The organism is Blastomonas sp. RAC04 (assembly GCF_001713435.1).
Classification (GTDB): domain Bacteria; phylum Pseudomonadota; class Alphaproteobacteria; order Sphingomonadales; family Sphingomonadaceae; genus Blastomonas; species Blastomonas fulva.
This window is the reverse complement of record NZ_CP016460.1, coordinates 3,120,292-3,137,530: the sequence shown is the minus strand read 5'-3', so window position 1 is coordinate 3,137,530 and position 17,239 is coordinate 3,120,292. Positions and strand designations below refer to the sequence as shown.

The window sequence follows — 17,239 nt, the reverse complement described above, 5'->3', positions numbered from 1 at the left end:
CGGCCTGTGGACCGCGGCCGAGTCTGGAAACGAGAGCGGCTCGATCAACCACATCGCATGTGTGCGGTCCAGCGCGTTTTGCGCCGGTCCCCGGGCGCTATTCGTCGTCGGCAGCCGCCTGCGCCGCGCGTGGCTTGCGGCCCTGCGCGATGACGTACCATTCGCTGCTGGCCTTGCGGCTGGCAGGCGGCTTGGCATGCTTGACCGACTTGAAGTGCTGCTTGAGCAAGGCGAGAAGCTCGTTGTCGGTGCCCCCCGCCAGCACCTTGGCAACGAACGCGCCGCCTTCTGCGAGGTTATCGACCGCAAAATGCGCCGCAGCTTCCACTAGGCCCATGGTGCGCAGATGGTCGGTCTGCTTGTGGCCCACGGTGTTGGCGGCCATGTCGGACAGGACAAGGTCGGGCTGCGCGCCCAGCGCCTCGATCAGCGTGTCGGGCGCATGGTCCGCCATGAAATCCATCTCGAAGATGGTGACGCCCTCGATCGGGTCGACCGGCAGCAGATCGATCCCCACCACGGCGGCCTTGGGGTTGATCCGCCGGATCAGCTGCGCCCAGCCGCCCGGGGCAATCCCCAGATCGATGATGTGCCGCGCCTTGCGCACCAGCGAGAACTTTTCGTCCAACTCCACCAGCTTGTAGGCCGCGCGGCTGCGATAGCCGTCGGCCTTGGCCTTGCGCACATAGGGGTCGTTGAGCTGGCGCGAGAGCCAGCGGTTGGACGAGGCGGTGCGGCCCTTGGCGGTCTTCACCCGCTGGTGCAGTGCATCGCCATAGCGTCCGGTGGGCTTGCGCGCGCTTGAGCCGGGCACCTTCTTGCTGCCGCCGGTACCGCTGCCGTCCTTGCTTCCGCCGCCCTTGCTTCCGCCGTCCTTGCCGTCGCTACCGCTCATGTCCTGCTTCCGTGTTGGGCCTGCGCGGTCGGGGAGGATGGCAGCGGCGCATCGCGGCCCATCAGCGCGCGCAATATGCCCTCGCGGATGCCGCGGTCGGCCACGCCCAGCCGTACCGCGGGCCAGATGTCGAGAATCGATTCGAGGATCGCGCAGCCCGCCACCACCAGATCGGCGCGCTCCTTGCCGATGCACGGCAGTTCGCGGCGCTGCTGCAGGCTCAGCCCCGCGAGCCGGGCGCTGATCGCGCGCATCGATTCGGACGGCACGATCAGCCCGTCGATTGCATCGCGGTTGTAGCAGGGCAGGTCGAGATGCAGGCTGGCGAGCGTCGTCACGGTGCCGCTGGTGCCCAGCAGCCGCCGGTCGTCGTCTGCCAGCTGCGGCAGGCGCCGGGCGAAGGGGGCAAAGCTTTCCACCACGCGCGCGCGCATCCGGCGATACGCCGCATCACGCGCCTGTGCGTCATCGGGGTCGAACGATTCGCTCTCGGTCAGCGTCACCACGCCCCAGGGCACGCTCATCCAGTCGAGGATGTCGGGCACCGGTCCCGAGCTGTCGACCAGCACCAGTTCGGTCGATCCGCCGCCGATGTCGAAGATCAGCGCGGGGCCGTCGCCGGGCTCGAGCAGGATGTGGCAGCCCAGGACCGCCAGCCGTGCCTCTTCCTCGGCGGTGATGATGTCGAGCACGATCCCCGTCTCGCGGCGCACGCGCTCGATGAAATCGGGGCCGTTGCTCGCCTTGCGACAGGCTTCGGTCGCGACAGAGCGCGCCAGCGCGACATGGCGGCGGCGCAATTTGTCGGCGCAGATCGACAAAGCTGCGACCGCACGGTCCATCGCCGCATCGCTCAGCCGCCCGGTCTGGCCAAGGCCCTCACCCAGCCGCACGACTCGCGAGAACGCATCAACGACGACAAAACCATCGGCCGCCGGCTTGGCGATCAGCAGTCTGCAATTGTTGGTGCCAAGGTCGATCGCCGCATAGGCGCGGCGCGCGTTCCAGTTGCTGCGGTCCGCCATCCGGCCGTGCGTGGCGTTGCCCTGGCCATGACCGGCCTGTTTCGTGCTGCGCTGTCTTGCCGCATTCCGGCCACCGATGGCGGGTTTCGCCAGTTCGCCCGAGGCTGCCCCTGGATCGTCAGAGTGCGGTGCCAACGGTTCAGCCTGCGGCAACGGTGTCGATCGCTCCACCATGCCAAGTTGCTCTTTTTTCTCATCCGGTCCTGCCCGCGCGGCCAATATGCCCGCGCATCGCCGGTACTTGGGGCCAAGGCTAGCCAATATGGCGCTTCAGCGCAAGCACGGCGCCCATGCTGCCCCTTTTTGGGTCTTGACCCTCTTTGCCGAGACGCTTAATGGCGGGCGCTCCATTGCCCCTTCGTCTAATGGTAAGACCACGGACTCTGACTCCGTTAATCAAGGTTCGAATCCTTGGGGGGCATCCATTTTTCCCGATATATATTGAATAACCAGCGCATGATGTTCGCCGTTTGCACGGCTTGGACGCTTGCTCCAGATCACCACGCATTTCCGCTCGTTTCCAGGCGGTGGATGGTGTTCCAGCAGTTCCCTGCAGCACGATGCAGCATAACCCCAAGAGCGTGATGCGGTTCGCGGTTGCCGTGATTACCATGCTTGATCTGCCCGAAGCCTGAGCAGTCCAGGCCGTTACGGTCCAATGTCCCTTAAGTGGTCCCGAACACTTGTCGCGTCAGAACCTATGCGAAAGAGTGATTTATCGGCCGGTCGGAGGTCCGCTCAGCAGGGAAGAGGCTATCTTTCCCCACCCCGTCGTGCCACCGTTCGTTCCCGTATCAGCAGCTTCGTTCCTCGAATCGATCATGCGCGTCGCATATGTCCGAACGCACGCATGCCGGCAACAAACTGCGACCTGCCGCTCCCGTCAGTCAAATTACCCGGCGGTTCGCAAGGGGGGGGAGATGTGTTTACGCCAAATCAAGCTCGCAGGTCCTCCAGCCCAACGGCCTGCAACCTGCATTCCACTGTCTCCACGAGGAAAGAGCCACGGGGTGGACGCAAACTTCCCTGAACGGACCATGTTATTTCATCGGCATCGGTTGAAGCCTGGACCGCGGACCGCGCGGCCCGGCGTGGCGCCGGTGGGTTCGCCGTCGCGCAGCGCGGCGACGCCGTTGACGAGCACGTCGCGCATACCGATCGCGTAACGGTGGGGAGCCTCAAACGTAGCCGTATCGGCGATGGTGGCAGGATCGAACACCACGACATCGGCGAAATACCCCGGCCTGAGCGCGCCACGGTCCGTGATCGACAGATTGCGCGCGGGCAGCCCCGACAGGCGATGCACTGCCTCAGCCAGCGTGATCAGCTTCTCGTCGCGGACATAGCGGCCAAGCAGCCGGGCAAAATTGCCATAAGTGCGCGGGTGTGCGCCCGATTTGAGAAATACGCCCTCGGCAGATTGCGAGGCCGCGTCCGAGCCGAAGCTCATCCAAGGCAGCTTGACCTGTTCGCGGACATTGTCCTCGGACATCAGGAAGTACACTGTTCCGACGCGCGTGCCGTCCTCGATCACCAGATCCATCGCGGTCTGCTCGGGCGACTGGTTGCGCATCGCTGCGACTTCCGCCAGCGTCTTGCCGGTAAGAGGCTTGAGCGCGGGGTTCTTGAAGCCCACGAGGATCATCTTGTCCGCGCCGGCGCCGTGAAACAGGTTTTCCCAGTCGCTACCCGGCGCCTTCATCTCGGCTGCAACGCGCGCGCGGATGGCGGGGTCCTTGAGCCGCTCGATCCACGCCTCGACCCCGCCGGCCTGCACCCAGGTCGGCATGGCTGCATCGAGCCCGGTGGCACCTGCGGTATAGGTATACATGTCCGCGGTGATCCTGAGGCCTTCGCTCCGCGCCGCCTCGATCTGCCGGACCACGGCTTCGCGCTTGGCATGGTTGTCCTTGCCTGCCATCTTGAGATGATAGATTTCCGCAGGGGCCCCCGAACGGCGCGATATCTCGATCAGTTCTGCCACTGCCTGCTCGATCCGGTCGCCTTCGGACCGCATATGGCTGATGTACATGCCACCGCAGCGCCCGGCCTCTTTGGTCAGCGCGACCAGCTCGTCGGTCTCGGCGTACGAGCCGGGCGCGTAGATCAGCGAGCTGCCGACGCCCATCGCGCCCTCGTTCATCGCCTTGCGGACCAGCGTGCGCATCCGTGATAGCTGTTCGGGGCTTGGATCGACATCGCCTTCGCCCAGCTCGTGCACCCGCACCGTCGCTGCGCCGACGAAGCTGGCCACATTGGTCGCGACGCCGCGCTTTTCGAGATAGCTCAGATAATCGCCGAGGGTGGTCCATTCGATCGGGAATTTGAGATCGCCCTGGCGCGCGGTCTCGTCCGCCTTCATCTTGGCGTTGACCGGTCCCATCGACCAGCCTTCGCCCATGACTTCAAGCGTAACCCCCTGGCGGATGTCGCTCTGGCTGCGCGGATCGATGATCAGCGATTCGGTCGCCCAGCTCAGCATGTTGATGAACCCGGGCGCCACCGCCATGCCGCGCGCCGAGATTTCGCTGCGGCCTGCACCCTCGATCGTGCCGACTGCGACGATCCGGTCGCCGTTGATCGCGACATCGCCCGTTGTCGGCGCTGAACCCGTGCCATCGTAGATGGTGCCGCCGCGGATGACGACGTCATAGCGGGCAGGGGAACCTTGGGTGCTCGCGCACCCTGCCAGGGCAAAGGGCAGGATGGCAGCAGTCGCGTACCGCGTGATCAACCGGCGCAATTTCATGTCACCATCTCCCCAAATCTGCCGCACATTGCGGAGGCATCATCCGTGCAGGCTCATCAGGGAATCCATCAGGCCGTCATCGGCGCTCGAACACACGCCCAGCACCAGCGCCTCTTCGCAGCCTTCGGCGACGACATAGGCATGGCCCATCGACGAATCGAGATAGATTCCCTGGCCGGCGGTGAGCGCGACGGCATCGTAGAATTCGGTGTGAATCTCGACCTCGCCTTCGATGACGTAGATGAACTCCTCGCCATGGTGGCGCACCAGATCTCCGAACTCGCTGGCGCTGCGCGCGCGGATGCGGGTGATGATCGGGATCATCCGCTTCTGACGAAGGTCGGTACACAGATAATGGTAATCGTAATTGTCGGTGGTAACCCGCACCGCCTTGTCGATGGTCCCGATGCTGCGGCGACCGGTCACGCGCGGGGCGGGTTCTTCCTGCGATTCGGCGAACAGGTCCGACATGCGGATGTTGAGCCGCTGGCTGAGTTGCTGGAGCTTGTCATAGCTCAACGTCAGCCGGTCGTGCTCGACCTTGGACAGCGTCGATACCGGGATACCCGACTTTGCGCTCATCTGCTTGAGCGTCCAGCCATTGCGCGCACGGATATCGCGCATCACTGTTCCCAAAGTCGGCGGGGAGGAACGATCCGCCATCAAAAAATCCAATCGTTGTTTGACAATTTTCTAATCAGGATCATTATGTCCCTATCGGGCTAACAGTTGTTAGCTATTGGTAAGCCGTCGCGTCGCAAGCTGCAAGCATGTCGCGTGGGTATTCAGGGACAAAAGGGGAGTGCAATGCGTTTCATCCGCAAGGCGATGATCGGGCTGGCCGCTCTGGCGGCGCTGCCGCTGGTCGCGCAAGGGCCGGTGCCGCAGCCGAAAGCCGAAAAACCGGCGAAGGCGGCGGTCGACGCTGACACAGGTGCAGCTTCGGCCAACCCGCTCAACAGCGCCGATGTGGAAGCGTGGCTCGACGGGTTCCTCCCTTATGCGCTCGAAAAGGGCAAGATCCCTGGTGCAGTCGTTGTCGTGGTCAATGGCGACGGAGTCGTGCTGCAGAAGGGCTATGGCTATTCGGACGTTGCCAAGCGCACCCCGGTCTCGCCTGAGACAACGCTTTTCCGGCCCGGCTCGGTCTCCAAACTGTTCACCTGGACCGCGGTGATGCAGCAGGTCGAGGCGGGCAAGCTCGACCTCGACAAGGACGTGAACAGCTATATCGATTTCGAGATTCCGCCGTTCGAGGGCAAGCCGATCACGCTGCGGCATATCATGACGCACACCGCAGGCTTCGAGGAATCGGTGCGCCACCTGATCAGCAGCGATCCCAAGGCTGCGATGACACTCAAGAAGCAGATGCCGTTGGCGCTGCCCGAGCGGGTGTTCGCTCCCGGAACCACGCCTGCTTACTCGAACTATGCCACCGCGCTTGCCGGCTATATTGTCGAGCGGGTCAGCGGCGAGCCCTTCGACGACTATATCGACAACCATATCTTCGACCCGCTGGGAATGGCGCATTCGTCGTTCCGCCAGCCGCTTCCGGCAAAGCTCGTCCCGCTGATGTCGAAGGGCTATCCCGATGTCACGCAGAAGCCCGAGCCCTTCGAGATAGTCATTCCCGCGCCTGCCGGCAGTCTTTCATCGAGCGGCGAGGACATGGGCAAGTTCATGATCGCGCATCTCAATCAGGGCGGCGTGCTGCTCAAACCCGAGACCACCCGGATGATGCACGACTTCCCCGCGCCCGGAATCGCCAACCTCAACACGATGGCGCTGGGTTTCTACGAACAATGGGTCAACGGCCAGCGCGCGATCGCGCATGGCGGCGATACCGTGTGGTTCCACAGCTATCTGTGGCTGTTCCCCGAATCGGATATCGGCCTGTATATCTCGATGAACAGCGCAGGTGCCGAAGGCGCCGCAGGCGGCGTCCGCAGCGCGCTGTTCCACAAGTTCGCCGATCGCTATCTTCCCGGCGATGAGCCCATGACCCCGATCGATGCCAAGACCGCGCGTGAACACGCGGCATTGGTGGCTGGCACCTATGTCTCCAGCCGCGGATCGTTCACCAACTTCCTCAGCGTGCTGGGGCTGCTGGGGCCGACCAGCATCATGCCCACCGAAAACGGATCGATCAGCCTGCCCGGGCTCGACGGCCTCAGCGCCGCCGCGCGCGACTGGGTCGAGGTCGAGCCATTCGTCTGGCGCGACCGCAACACCGGAGAGCGGCTGGTTGCCGAGGTCAAGGATGGCAAGGTCATCCGGGTCAGCATGGACGCGGTTTCGCCGTTCATGATGCTGACCCCGGTACCCGCAGCGGTGAACACCGACTGGATCAACCCCGCCTTGATCTTCGCGCTTGCCATCGTCGTGCTGACTGCATTGGCATGGCCGGTGCGCGCGCTGGTCCGGCGCAACTTCGCTGCCGCCATGCCGTTCGAAGGCAGGGCGCGCACCGCCTATCGGCTGTCGCGCCTGTTCGCCTGGCTGGTGATCGCAGCGGTGGTCGGATGGATGGCGCTGATCCTCACCTTTTCGGCCGATATCGGCGCGATTGGTGGTCCGCTCGACTGGCTCATCCATCTGCTGCGCATCCTCACACCACTGGCAAGCTTCGGCCTGCTGCTGACTGCGGGCTGGTATGGCTGGCTTGTCTGGACCGGCAAAAGGCGCTGGACGACCAAGCTTGGTGCAACGCTGCTGGTGCTCGCGGCGCTGCCATTGGTCTGGGTCACCGTGGTGTTCAACCTCTATGGCTCCAACATGGTGTATTGATGGCACTGCAGACACAGACGGCACTGACGCTCGACCTTCGGGTCGAGCGCTTCGCCTACCACCAGCCGTTCCGCATCTCGGGCCATGTCTTCACCGAAACCGCCTTGCTGGTAGCAACCCTGTCCGATGGGCAGCATGTCGGGCGCGGCGAGGGGGCGGGGGTCTATTACCTGGGCGATGATATCGATCATATGCTCGCGCAGGCGACCAGCGTGCGCGAAGCAATCGAGCGCGGGGCGAGCCGCCAGGATCTGCAGGAAATGCTTCCGCCCGGAGGCGCGCGCAATGCGCTCGACTGCGCCTATTGGGATCTCGAGGCGAAGCAGGCCGGACGTCCGGTGCGGGAACTGGCAGGGCTTGAATCCCCCCGGCCGTTGCTGTCAACGCTGACGCTCGGCGCCGACACGCCCGCGGCGATGGCGGCGGCAGCCCAGGCGCTCGATCCGCTCGCGCCGGTCAAGGTCAAGCTTACCGGCGATCTCGACAACGACATCGCCCGGCTCGAGGCGATCCGCGCTGCGCGGCCCGAGGCGTGGCTCGGCGTCGATGCCAATCAGGGTTACGATATCGGCACGCTCGCCAGCCTGATGCCGGTGCTGATCGGCTTGCGCATCGCGCAGCTCGAACAGCCGCTCAAGCGCGGACGCGAGAGCGATCTCGACGGCTTCAAGCGGTCGATCCCGTTCGTTGCCGATGAAAGCGCAGTCACGCTGGCCGACACCGCAAGCCTCGTCGGCAGGTTCGACATGGTCAACATCAAGCTCGACAAATGCGGCGGGCTTACCGAGGGCCTGGCGATCGCGCGCGAGGCGCGGTTGCTCGGGCTTGGCGTGATGGTGGGAAACATGATGGGTTCCAGCCTGTCGATGGCGCCATCGTTCTTGCTCGGCCAGCTGTGCGACATCGTCGACCTCGACGGCCCAACCTTCCTTGCACGCGATCGCGTGCCGGGCGTGAGCTATCGCGATGGCCGCGTGCATTGCCCGTCAGAAATTTGGGGCAACTGACATCAGCCTTTGCCAGCGACGCAGCCGCTTGAGAATTTTCTCTCGCCTGTCATCCCACGAGGGTTGACAAGTTTCTGTTTAGAGTAAAATATCTCCAATAAGAAAATAGGTGCAGAGACGGGTGCCAATCAGGACAATCAAGCGAAGTCCGACGGATAGAGTGCGTCCAAGGCATTCGCCTGCCCGGAGGCTAGAGCACATCAACGTTCAATAGGGAGCGAACGCGCGCTGCCCGGCGGAAAACTCCGCCCGGAGCAGGCAGTCGCTCAAAGGGGAGATCATGATGAAGAACGCACTTTTGGCCGCCGGAAGCACCTTGGCGATGTGCACCGCAATGCCTGCTTTTGCCCAGGATTCCGCCGATACGGCCGCGCGCGATGGCAATGAGATCGTCGTTACCGCGCAGAAGCGCACCGAACGGCTGCAGGATGTTCCAATCTCGATCAGTGTCGTTACCGGCGAGCAGATGCAGCAGAGCGGAGGATCACAGCTCACCGATTATGCTGCTTATGTTCCCGGGCTGCAGGTCGATAACGCCGGCTCGCCCGGCCGCTCGACGCTGTCGTTGCGCGGCGTCGCGCCGATCGGCCCCAGCGCCACGGTCGGCATCTATCTCGACGATGCGCCGATCGGGTCGAGCGGCATCTACAACCGCTCGCAGATCTTCACGCTCGACCTTTTGCCCTATGATATCGAACGGCTCGAAGTGCTGCGCGGACCGCAGGGCACGCTCTACGGTGCGAGCTCGATCGGCGGCCTGTTCAAGTACGTCACCGTCCAGCCTGACCTTCGCGATCTCAAGGCCAAGGCGACCGGCGAAGTGTTCACCATCTCGAATGCCGACGATATGGGATGGGCGGCCAGCGCAATGGTCAGCGTGCCGATCATCGCGGACGAGCTGGCAGTCAGCGGCAGCTACTCGCGCCGCGAAACGCCCGGGTTCATCGACAACATTCTGACCGGCGAGAAGGACGTCAACGACGCAGTCCAGCAGGGAGCGCGCGCCGCCTTGCTGTGGCAGCCCGATCCTGCGCTTACCATCAAGCTGAGCGCGATCTGGCAGAAGACCGATTCGGACAATCAGGGTATTTTGTATGAAGGATTCGGCGGTACGCCTCTGGCAGCCGGAGCTGCGTTCCTGAGCACGAACAATCAGCTGGCCGATCCCTTCAACAGCGAGTTCCAGTATTATTCGGGTTCGATCGCGTATGATTTCGGCTTTGGCGAGCTGAGCTCGACGACGTCGTACAGCAAGCTCGATATTTTCGAGGTCAGCGATGCCAGTCGCGTCTTTGGCGGAGCCTTCGGCGGACTGGCGCCATTCCCGTCCGAACTGCTTCAGAAGAAGTTCACCGAAGAGGTTCGCCTGACGTCGGCACCGAGCACCAGCTTCGAATGGATGGTCGGCTTCTTCTTCACCGAAGAGGACAACACCCACAGCCAGATCGTGCGTGCGCTCGATTTTTCGCTCAATCCGATCCCGGGAGTCGATCCCTTTGCGATCGTGGGTCTGCCCAACACCTACAAGGAATACGCCGTCTTCGGCAACGCGACCTGGAAACTCAGCGAGGCGTTCCACCTCACCGGCGGCCTGCGCTGGGCGCGCAACGACCAGACCTTCACCCAGCTTACGGAAATTCCGCTGGCAGGCCTGAGCATCGGCGGCGATGGTACATCGCGCGAAGAGGTGGTGACCTATAGCGTCAGCCCGCAGTTCATCATCAATCCCGACACGATGGTCTACGCCCGGGTCGCAACCGGCTATCGTCCGGGTGGGCCGAACGTCGCGTTGCCGGGTTTCCCGACGACAGTCGGTTCGGAGCGGGTGACCAGCTATGAAGCGGGTATCAAGGCTGCGTTTCTCGATCGTGCCGTCTCGATCGATGCATCGGTGTTCATGCTCGATTGGGACGATCTGCAGACGTCTGCGCCCTTTGCCGGCGGGATCAACGGCTTGGTCAACGCCGGGACGGCGCGCAGCAAGGGTGTCGAAGCCGCCTTGCGGATTCAGCCCGTTGCCGGGCTAAGCTTTGGCTGGAACTTTGCCTATACCGACGCGACCTGTACCGAAACGACCGCCGCCTGCACCGATGGCGACCAACTGCCCAACGTTCCCAAGGTGTCCACGGCAATGACCGCCGACTATGCGTTTGCACTGGGTGATTCCGCCAGTGCGCGGGTCGGAGGATCGGTCCGCATTGTCGGTGACCGGATTTCGGCGGTCGAGAGCTCGCCGCTGGCAGTGCCGGTCGAGGGCTTTGCCACGCTCGATCTCAACGCCGCTGTCACCTTTGGTGAGCGTTGGACCGTGCGAGCCTATGCCCGTAACCTGACAAACGAGGAGGGGCGGATCACCACCAATGTAGCAACAACCAACCCCGGCTTCCTGGCAACCATACCCTTGCAGCCGCGCACCTTTGGCGTCGCGCTTGACCTGTCGTTTTGACGCACGGAGTTTGATGAATGAACGCGCCCATGATGCGTCTGGCTGAAAGCCTGGCTCTGCCGCAGCCTTATCTGCTCTTTCTGGGCGACACCACCGAACGGGGTTATGCCAAGACCGCATTGGGGCTTGCTGACTGGGCCGCAGACCGCTGTGTCGGCGAGTACTGGGTCGACGGCTGCACGGTGACGACCGGGCTTGCCCGGATGTCTCCGGCAGAGGCGCGCGCGGCTGGGGCGCAGTCGCTGGTCATCGGCGTTGCCAACCGGGGCGGGCTGATCGGCCCGACCTGGATTGCCGCGCTGATCGAGGCGATGGAGGCGGGGCTGGATATCGTCAGCGGGCTGCATGTCCGGCTGGCCAGCATCCCTGCGCTTGCTGAAGCGGCATGCCGCACCGGCCAGCGGCTGATCGATGTGCGTACCCCGCCCGCCAATATCCCGATCGGCACCGGCCGCAAGCGCAGCGGCAAGAGGCTGCTCACCGTCGGCACCGATTGCGCACTGGGCAAGAAATACACTGCGCTGGCGCTGCACCGGGCGTTCGTGGCGCGCGGCATCGACGCCAATTTCCGCGCCACCGGTCAGACTGGGATCATGATCGCGGGTGGCGGCGTTCCGATGGATGCGGTGATATCCGATTTCGAGGCGGGGGCTGCCGAGATGCTCAGCCCCGATGCCGCGCCCGATCACTGGGACCTGATCGAGGGCCAGGGATCGATCTTCAACCCCGCTTATGCTGCGGTCTCGCTCGGCCTGCTCCACGGCAGCCAGCCCGACGCGTTCGTGGTCTGCCACGATCCGTCGCGCAAGGTCATCCTGGGGATGGAAAGCTTTGCGTTGCCGAGCATTGAGGAGGTCATCGATCTCACCGTCCGCCTGGGCAGCCGCACCAATCCCGCGATCCGCTGCACCGGCGTCAGCCTCAACACCTCGAGCATGGGTGCGGAAGAGGCGGATGCCTATATGGCCTCCGAAAGCGCGCGCCTCGGACTCCCGGTTGCCGACCCGATCCGCGGCGGGGCAAGATTCGATGCGCTCGTGGACAGCTGCCTGTCATGATCGCTGCAGCGCCTGCCAAAAGGGCGAGCTGGTTCCAGCGGTTCCTGCTCCCCGGGCTGGCGCTCAAGGCGGTGATCATTGGCGGCGGCTATGCCACCGGGCGCGAACTTGCCGAATATTTCGTGCCCGCAGGGCCCTGGGGCGGGCTTGCGGCGATGCTGCTGGCGACGCTGATCTGGACCGTGGTCGCGGCGATCACCTTCATGCTTGCGCGCGCGCTGCACGCCTATGACTATCGCAGCTTCTTCAAGGCGCTGCTCGGGCCGGGCTGGATCGCATTCGAGATATCCTATCTGATATTCGTCATCCTGATCATTGCGGTGTTCGGCGCAGCGGCAGGCGAGATCGGCGCGGCAACCTTCGGCTGGCCCGGATTCCTGGGATCTGCGGTGCTCGCTCTGGCGATTGTCGCGGCGACATCGCTGGGCGAAGGCGCGGTCGAGCAGCTGTTCAAATATGCCTCGATGCTGATCTATGCGGTCTATGCCCTGTTCCTGGTGTTCGCGCTGTCGAGCTTCGGCGACCGCATCGGCGCGACGTTTGCCGCAGCGCCGGCACCGTCGGGCAACTGGATGGCGGGCGGGCTGACCTATGCCAGCTACAACATCGTCGGCGCGGTGATCATCCTGCCGATGCTGCGCCACCTCACCAGCCAGCGCGACGCGATGGTCGCCGGGCTGATCGCAGGACCGCTGACCATGATCCCTGCGGTCCTGTTCTTCATCGCGATGATGGCCTTCTACCCTTCGATCGGTGCCGAGACGCTGCCTTCCGATTTCCTGCTGCGGCAGATGGCGGTGCCGGGCTTCCATTTCGTGTTCCAGATGATGATCTTCGTCGCCTTGCTCGAAAGCGGTGTCGGCGCGATCCATGCGATCAACGAGCGGATTGCAGGCGCACTCGAGGCGCGCTCGCGTCCCGAGCCTGGCGCCCTGGCGCGCGCCGCGATCGGCGCTGTGATCCTGACGGCTTGCATGTTCGTCGCCGCGCGGATCGGTCTGGTCGATCTGATTGCCAGCGGTTACCGCTTCCTCGCCTGGCTGTTCCTCGCGGTCTATGTCGTCCCGCTGCTCACGCTTGGCGTCTATCGCCTGATCCGTACCCCGAGTTCTTCGCCATCGGAGTTGCCTGCATGAAACGCTTCCATCTGCTCGCGGGCGCTCTGCTCGCGGCCGCTGCCGTGCCTGCCTGGGCCGAACCCCCCAAGGACATAGACCAGAGCGTCGAGGCGCTGCGCCAGAAGGTGGGCGCTCCGGGCGTGTCGATCGCGATCGTCGAGGGCGGCAAGACCACGCTGTCGCGCGGCTGGGGCGTGCGCAAGCTGGGCGACAAGGCTCCGGTTGATGCCGCAACCTTGTTCCAGACCGGATCGACCGGCAAGGCGCTGACGGCCGCGGCGCTGGCGATCCTGGTCGATGAAGGCAAGATCGCCTGGGACGATCCGGTGATCAAGCATATGCCGTGGTTCCGCATGCACGATGCCTGGGTGACGCGCGAGATCACGATCCGCGATCTGCTGGTCCATCGCAGCGGGCTGGGGCTGGGGCAGGGCGATCTGATGTTCGTCCCGCGCACCAATCTGACCCGCCGCCAGACCGTCGAGCGCGTCGCCTTCCTCAAGCCCAAGACCAGTTTTCGCTATTCCTACGCCTATGACAACATCCTCTATGCGGTGGCAGGACAACTGATCGAGGAGGTCACCGGCCAGACCTGGGAAGTGTTCATGCGCGACCGCGTGCTCAAAGCCGGTGGCATGAAGCACGCGACCAGCGACAGCAACGATCGCTTCCGCATCGCCAACCGCTCCTGGCCGCACGCGCGGCTTTCGGGGCCGTTGCGCGGGCTAGGCGACCAGCAGGTGCTCGACGAGCGCGACGAGCTCGGCCGCAACGGTGCGCCCGCGGGCGGCCTTGCGATGAGCGCTGACGACATGGCGGCGTGGCTCAAGATCCAGCTTGCGCAAGGCAAGATGCCAGGCGGCAAGCAACTGTTCAGCGCGCAGCAGGCGAAGGAAATGTGGACGCCGGTGACTCCGATGGAGGTCACCCCGCTACCCGCCGAATTGAAACCCGCGCAGCCCAACAACCAGGCCTATGCGCTTGGCTGGCAGGTACAGGATTATCGCGGCCACCAGATCATCAGCCATGGCGGCGGGGTGTTCGGATCGATCACCCGCGTGGTGATGATCCCCGAACTCGATGTCGGCTTTGCGATCATGCTCAACTCCGAGGAGAGCGGAATGCTGCTCGGGCTTAGCTATGATCTGATCGATCACTATCTCGATGAACCCGACTTCGACTGGACCACCAAATGGCAGGACTGGTATCTGGCGCGGCTCGAGGACGGACGGAGGTATCTGGAGACGACGCAGACCGCGGCCGCATCGGGGGCGAAGGTCGGTCCCTCGCTCGATGTCGCGCGCTACGCCGGACGCTATCGTGATCCGTGGTACGGCGATGTCGTTATCGCCTCGACCCCACAGGGGCTGACGATCGATTTCACCTCGACCCCGCGCATGGTCGGGCGGCTCAAGCACTGGCAGTATGACAGCTTCGTCACCGAATTCGACGACAAGGCGATCGAGCCTGCCTATGTCACCTTCGCGCTTGATGCCGATGGCGCCATCACCGGGGTGACGATGAAGACCGTGAGCAAGATCGCCGATTTCAGCTGGGATTATCACGATCTGGACCTCAAGCCCGTGGAGAATTCCAAGTGAACCGTATCGCCATGCTCCTCGCCGCCACCGCGTTTTCCGCGTTGGCTGGTTGCGCCACCACGCCCAACGATGCAGGCGGCGATGCTGCCACGCTGCATAGCCGCATCCTCACGCTCGACACCCATCTCGATACCCCGCTGCATTTCGCGCGTCGTGGCTGGAGCTTTGCCGATCGCCACGATCTGGCGACCGATCTTGCCCAGCTCGATATCCCGCGGATGGAGGACGGCGCGCTCGATGGCGGGTTTTTCGTCACGTATACCGATCAGGGTCCGCTGACCGCCGAAGGCTATGCCGGCGCATTGGCGCACGCACGCGCGCGCTCGGACCTGATCGATGCCACGCTGGCAAAACACGCCGACCGCATCGGCACTGCGCTCACCGCCGCCGATGCCCGCCGCCTCAACCAGCAGGGCAAGCTGATCGCGTTCAAATCGATCGAGAACAGCTATCCGCTGGGAGAAGATATCTCGCTGCTCGCCGAGTTTCACGCCAAGGGCGTGCGCATGGCGGGGCCGGTGCATGGCAAGAACAACCAGTTCGCCGACAGCTCGACCGATACGCCGCGCTGGAACGGGCTGAGCCCGCTGGGCAGGAAATGGGTCGAGGAAATGAACCGGCTGGGCATGGTGATCGACGCCAGCCATTCGTCCGACGCGACATTCGACCAGATGCTCGAGCTGTCGAAATACCCGATCATCCTCTCGCACTCGAGCCTGCGTTCGGCGAATGACCACCCGCGCAATCTCGACGAAGGCCGGTTGCGCGCGCTCGCCGCGAAGAACGGCGCGATGTGCGTCTCGACGATATACCTGTCCGAGATGAACATGACCCCCGAGCGCGCCAAACTGTTCGCGATGTATGAGCAGATTGGAACGATGCCCCCGGCGCAGCAGGCCGATCTCACCCGCCGCTGGCGTGAGCTCGATAAGACCGAGCAGATGTGGAATGCAGATTTCGAGAAGTTCATGGCGATGGCGCTGCGCGCGATCGAGGTCGCGGGCCCCGATCATATCTGCTTCGGCGCAGACTGGGATGGCGGCGGGGGCCTTGTCGGGATCGAGGATATCTCGGCGCAGCCCAAGATCACCGCGCGACTGAAAGCGGCGGGCTATTCGGACGCGGACATCGAGAAGATGTGGAGCGGCAATGTGCTGCGCATCCTTCAGGCGCAGGGCGGGGGAGCGGTCCGCTAGGCCGCTGCCCGCTCCCTTTCGGTCTGCTCCAGCTCATCGAGCCTGACGGACTGAACCAGCACGATCTGCTCGAGCTTGGCCGCGACGATCAGCGCATGCGCTCGCGCAAGGTCGCTTACGGTCAGGCTGATCGTCATCTTGTCATCCCCGACGCGCATCTGCAGCGCATCGGGGACCACGCTGCGCTGGGCGAAATAGCCCAGCACCCGGAGGAGCGACTGCGGATCGATCATCGCCTCGACCTCGAACCGCCAGTTCTCGCAGCTCATGCCGGTTGCATCTCGCGTGCGTTGGCGATCACCTGCTCGGCCATTTCATCGGCGACATGCGCGGGCGAGCGGCCTTCGGCGGCTGCGCGCGCGATCAGCAAGCCGACGCGTGGCGCGATGGCTGCGACCCGCTGGCCGACATGGCCCACATCCTCGCCCAGATACTCCGCCGACACGCTGATGATCCCGCCCGCGTTGACGACATAATCGGGCAAATAGACGATGCCGCGCTCCAGCAGCAGCGCAGCGACATCGGGGGAGGCGAGCTGGTTATTGGCCGCGCCGCACACCAACCTGGCGGTGAGATTTGCGACGACATCGCGGGTCAGCGCGCCGCCCAGCGCGCAAGGCGCAAACACATCGGCCTCGACCGAGGCGATCTGCTCGACTCCGACGACACTGGCACCGACCTCCTTCGCCAGCGCAAAACATCGCGCGGCATCGGTGTCGGCGATCACCAGCCGTGCGCCGGCGGCATGGAGGCGGCGGCACAGATCGGCGCCGACATTGCCAACACCCTGGACGGCGACCGTCAGCCCATCAAGATCGCCGCGCAGCACCTGCGCCACGCCGGTCTGCATCGATTCGAACACGCCTTGCGCGGTCCAGGGCGAGGGGTCGCCGCCAGCGCATCCCGCTTCGGGCGGCAGGCCGGCGACATGGCGCGACATCGAGGCAACGACCTGCATGTCGGCGACCGAAGTCCCGACATCTTCCGCTGTCACATACCGGCCATCGAGCTGCGCGACCGCGCGACCGAACGCCTGGAACAGCGCCGTGCGGTCGAAGTCCTTGTCGGGCCGGCGCAGCACCGCCTTGCCGCCCGAAAAAGGAAGGCCAGCCAGCGCGTTCTTGTAGGTCATGCCCCGCGCCAGCCGCACCGCATCGGCTTTGGCGTCCTCGCCATCGGCATAGCTCCAGAACCGGCAACCGCCCGCAGCAGGCCCCAGATCGGTCTCGTACATCGCGATATAGCCATCAAGCCCGCTGGCGGGATCGTGCAGACGAACGCATTCGACAGTGGCGGTTTGCAGGTCAAATTGATCGGACATGATGGGCTCCTGAAATGTTGTGCTGCTTATGGCAGC

At 64.1% G+C, this 17,239-nt stretch carries 13 protein-coding genes and 1 tRNA gene; 8 read left to right on the top strand and 6 right to left on the bottom strand.

What is annotated here, in order from left to right; translation table 11 throughout:
- Positions 1-97: 97 nt before the first annotated feature.
- Positions 98-895: an RlmE family RNA methyltransferase gene (locus BSY18_RS15550; RefSeq protein WP_083231503.1), complete on the bottom strand. Its 798-nt coding sequence runs from the start codon at positions 893-895 to the stop codon at positions 98-100.
- Positions 892-1,920, bottom strand: coding sequence for a Ppx/GppA phosphatase family protein (locus BSY18_RS15545; RefSeq protein ID WP_054135923.1), 1,029 nt, complete (start codon positions 1,918-1,920; stop codon positions 892-894). The genes BSY18_RS15550 and BSY18_RS15545 overlap by 4 nt, the downstream gene beginning before the upstream one ends.
- 351 nt (positions 1,921-2,271) lie before the next feature.
- On the opposite strand from BSY18_RS15545, the gene BSY18_RS15540 reads away from it, so the two are divergent.
- Positions 2,272-2,345, top strand: a tRNA-Gln gene (locus BSY18_RS15540).
- Between the two features lie 620 nt (positions 2,346-2,965).
- Here the strand turns inward: BSY18_RS15540 and BSY18_RS15535 are convergent.
- Positions 2,966-4,669 carry an N-acyl-D-amino-acid deacylase family protein gene (locus BSY18_RS15535; RefSeq protein ID WP_069051111.1) on the bottom strand — a complete coding sequence of 568 codons (1,704 nt, stop codon included), beginning with the start codon at positions 4,667-4,669 and terminating at the stop codon, positions 2,966-2,968.
- Between the two features lie 39 nt (positions 4,670-4,708).
- Positions 4,709-5,332 (bottom strand): helix-turn-helix domain-containing protein, encoded by a 624-nt coding sequence (locus tag BSY18_RS15530; RefSeq protein WP_069051961.1) that lies wholly within the window; start codon positions 5,330-5,332, stop codon positions 4,709-4,711.
- A gap of 144 nt (positions 5,333-5,476) precedes the next feature.
- Between BSY18_RS15530 and BSY18_RS15525 the strand changes: the two genes are divergently transcribed.
- The 7 genes from BSY18_RS15525 to BSY18_RS15495 all read left to right on the top strand — a co-directional run bounded on the left by BSY18_RS15525 (position 5,477) and on the right by BSY18_RS15495 (position 15,882).
- Positions 5,477-7,456 carry a serine hydrolase domain-containing protein gene (locus BSY18_RS15525; protein ID WP_069051110.1) on the top strand — a complete coding sequence of 660 codons (1,980 nt, stop codon included), beginning with the start codon at positions 5,477-5,479 and terminating at the stop codon, positions 7,454-7,456.
- A complete protein-coding gene (locus tag BSY18_RS15520) occupies positions 7,456-8,463 on the top strand; it encodes a dipeptide epimerase (RefSeq protein WP_069051109.1) in 1,008 nt (335 codons plus the stop codon). Before BSY18_RS15525 ends, BSY18_RS15520 begins: the two co-directional genes overlap by 1 nt.
- Positions 8,464-8,743: 280 nt before the next feature.
- Positions 8,744-10,909 (top strand): TonB-dependent receptor, encoded by a 2,166-nt coding sequence (locus BSY18_RS15515; protein ID WP_083231501.1) that lies wholly within the window; start codon positions 8,744-8,746, stop codon positions 10,907-10,909.
- A gap of 17 nt (positions 10,910-10,926) precedes the next feature.
- Positions 10,927-11,967 (top strand): DUF1611 domain-containing protein, encoded by a 1,041-nt coding sequence (locus BSY18_RS15510; RefSeq protein ID WP_069051107.1) that lies wholly within the window; start codon positions 10,927-10,929, stop codon positions 11,965-11,967.
- Positions 11,964-13,103 (top strand): YkvI family membrane protein, encoded by a 1,140-nt coding sequence (locus BSY18_RS15505; protein ID WP_054135916.1) that lies wholly within the window; start codon positions 11,964-11,966, stop codon positions 13,101-13,103. Before BSY18_RS15510 ends, BSY18_RS15505 begins: the two co-directional genes overlap by 4 nt.
- Entirely contained in the window at positions 13,100-14,686 is a 1,587-nt protein-coding gene (locus BSY18_RS15500) for a serine hydrolase (protein ID WP_069051106.1), read from the top strand. Before BSY18_RS15505 ends, BSY18_RS15500 begins: the two co-directional genes overlap by 4 nt.
- On the top strand, positions 14,683-15,882 hold the full coding sequence (locus BSY18_RS15495; RefSeq protein ID WP_069051105.1) for a dipeptidase: 1,200 nt from the start codon (positions 14,683-14,685) through the stop codon (positions 15,880-15,882). The genes BSY18_RS15500 and BSY18_RS15495 overlap by 4 nt, the downstream gene beginning before the upstream one ends.
- Here the strand turns inward: BSY18_RS15495 and BSY18_RS15490 are convergent.
- Together BSY18_RS15490 and BSY18_RS15485 are read right to left on the bottom strand one after the other, a co-directional pair.
- Positions 15,879-16,151, bottom strand: coding sequence for a hypothetical protein (locus tag BSY18_RS15490; RefSeq protein ID WP_069051104.1), 273 nt, complete (start codon positions 16,149-16,151; stop codon positions 15,879-15,881). The two genes, BSY18_RS15495 and BSY18_RS15490, sit on opposite strands and share 4 nt — an antisense overlap.
- Positions 16,148-17,203 (bottom strand): Leu/Phe/Val dehydrogenase, encoded by a 1,056-nt coding sequence (locus BSY18_RS15485; protein WP_069051960.1) that lies wholly within the window; start codon positions 17,201-17,203, stop codon positions 16,148-16,150. Before BSY18_RS15485 ends, BSY18_RS15490 begins: the two co-directional genes overlap by 4 nt.
- Between the last annotated feature and the right edge of the window lie 36 nt (positions 17,204-17,239).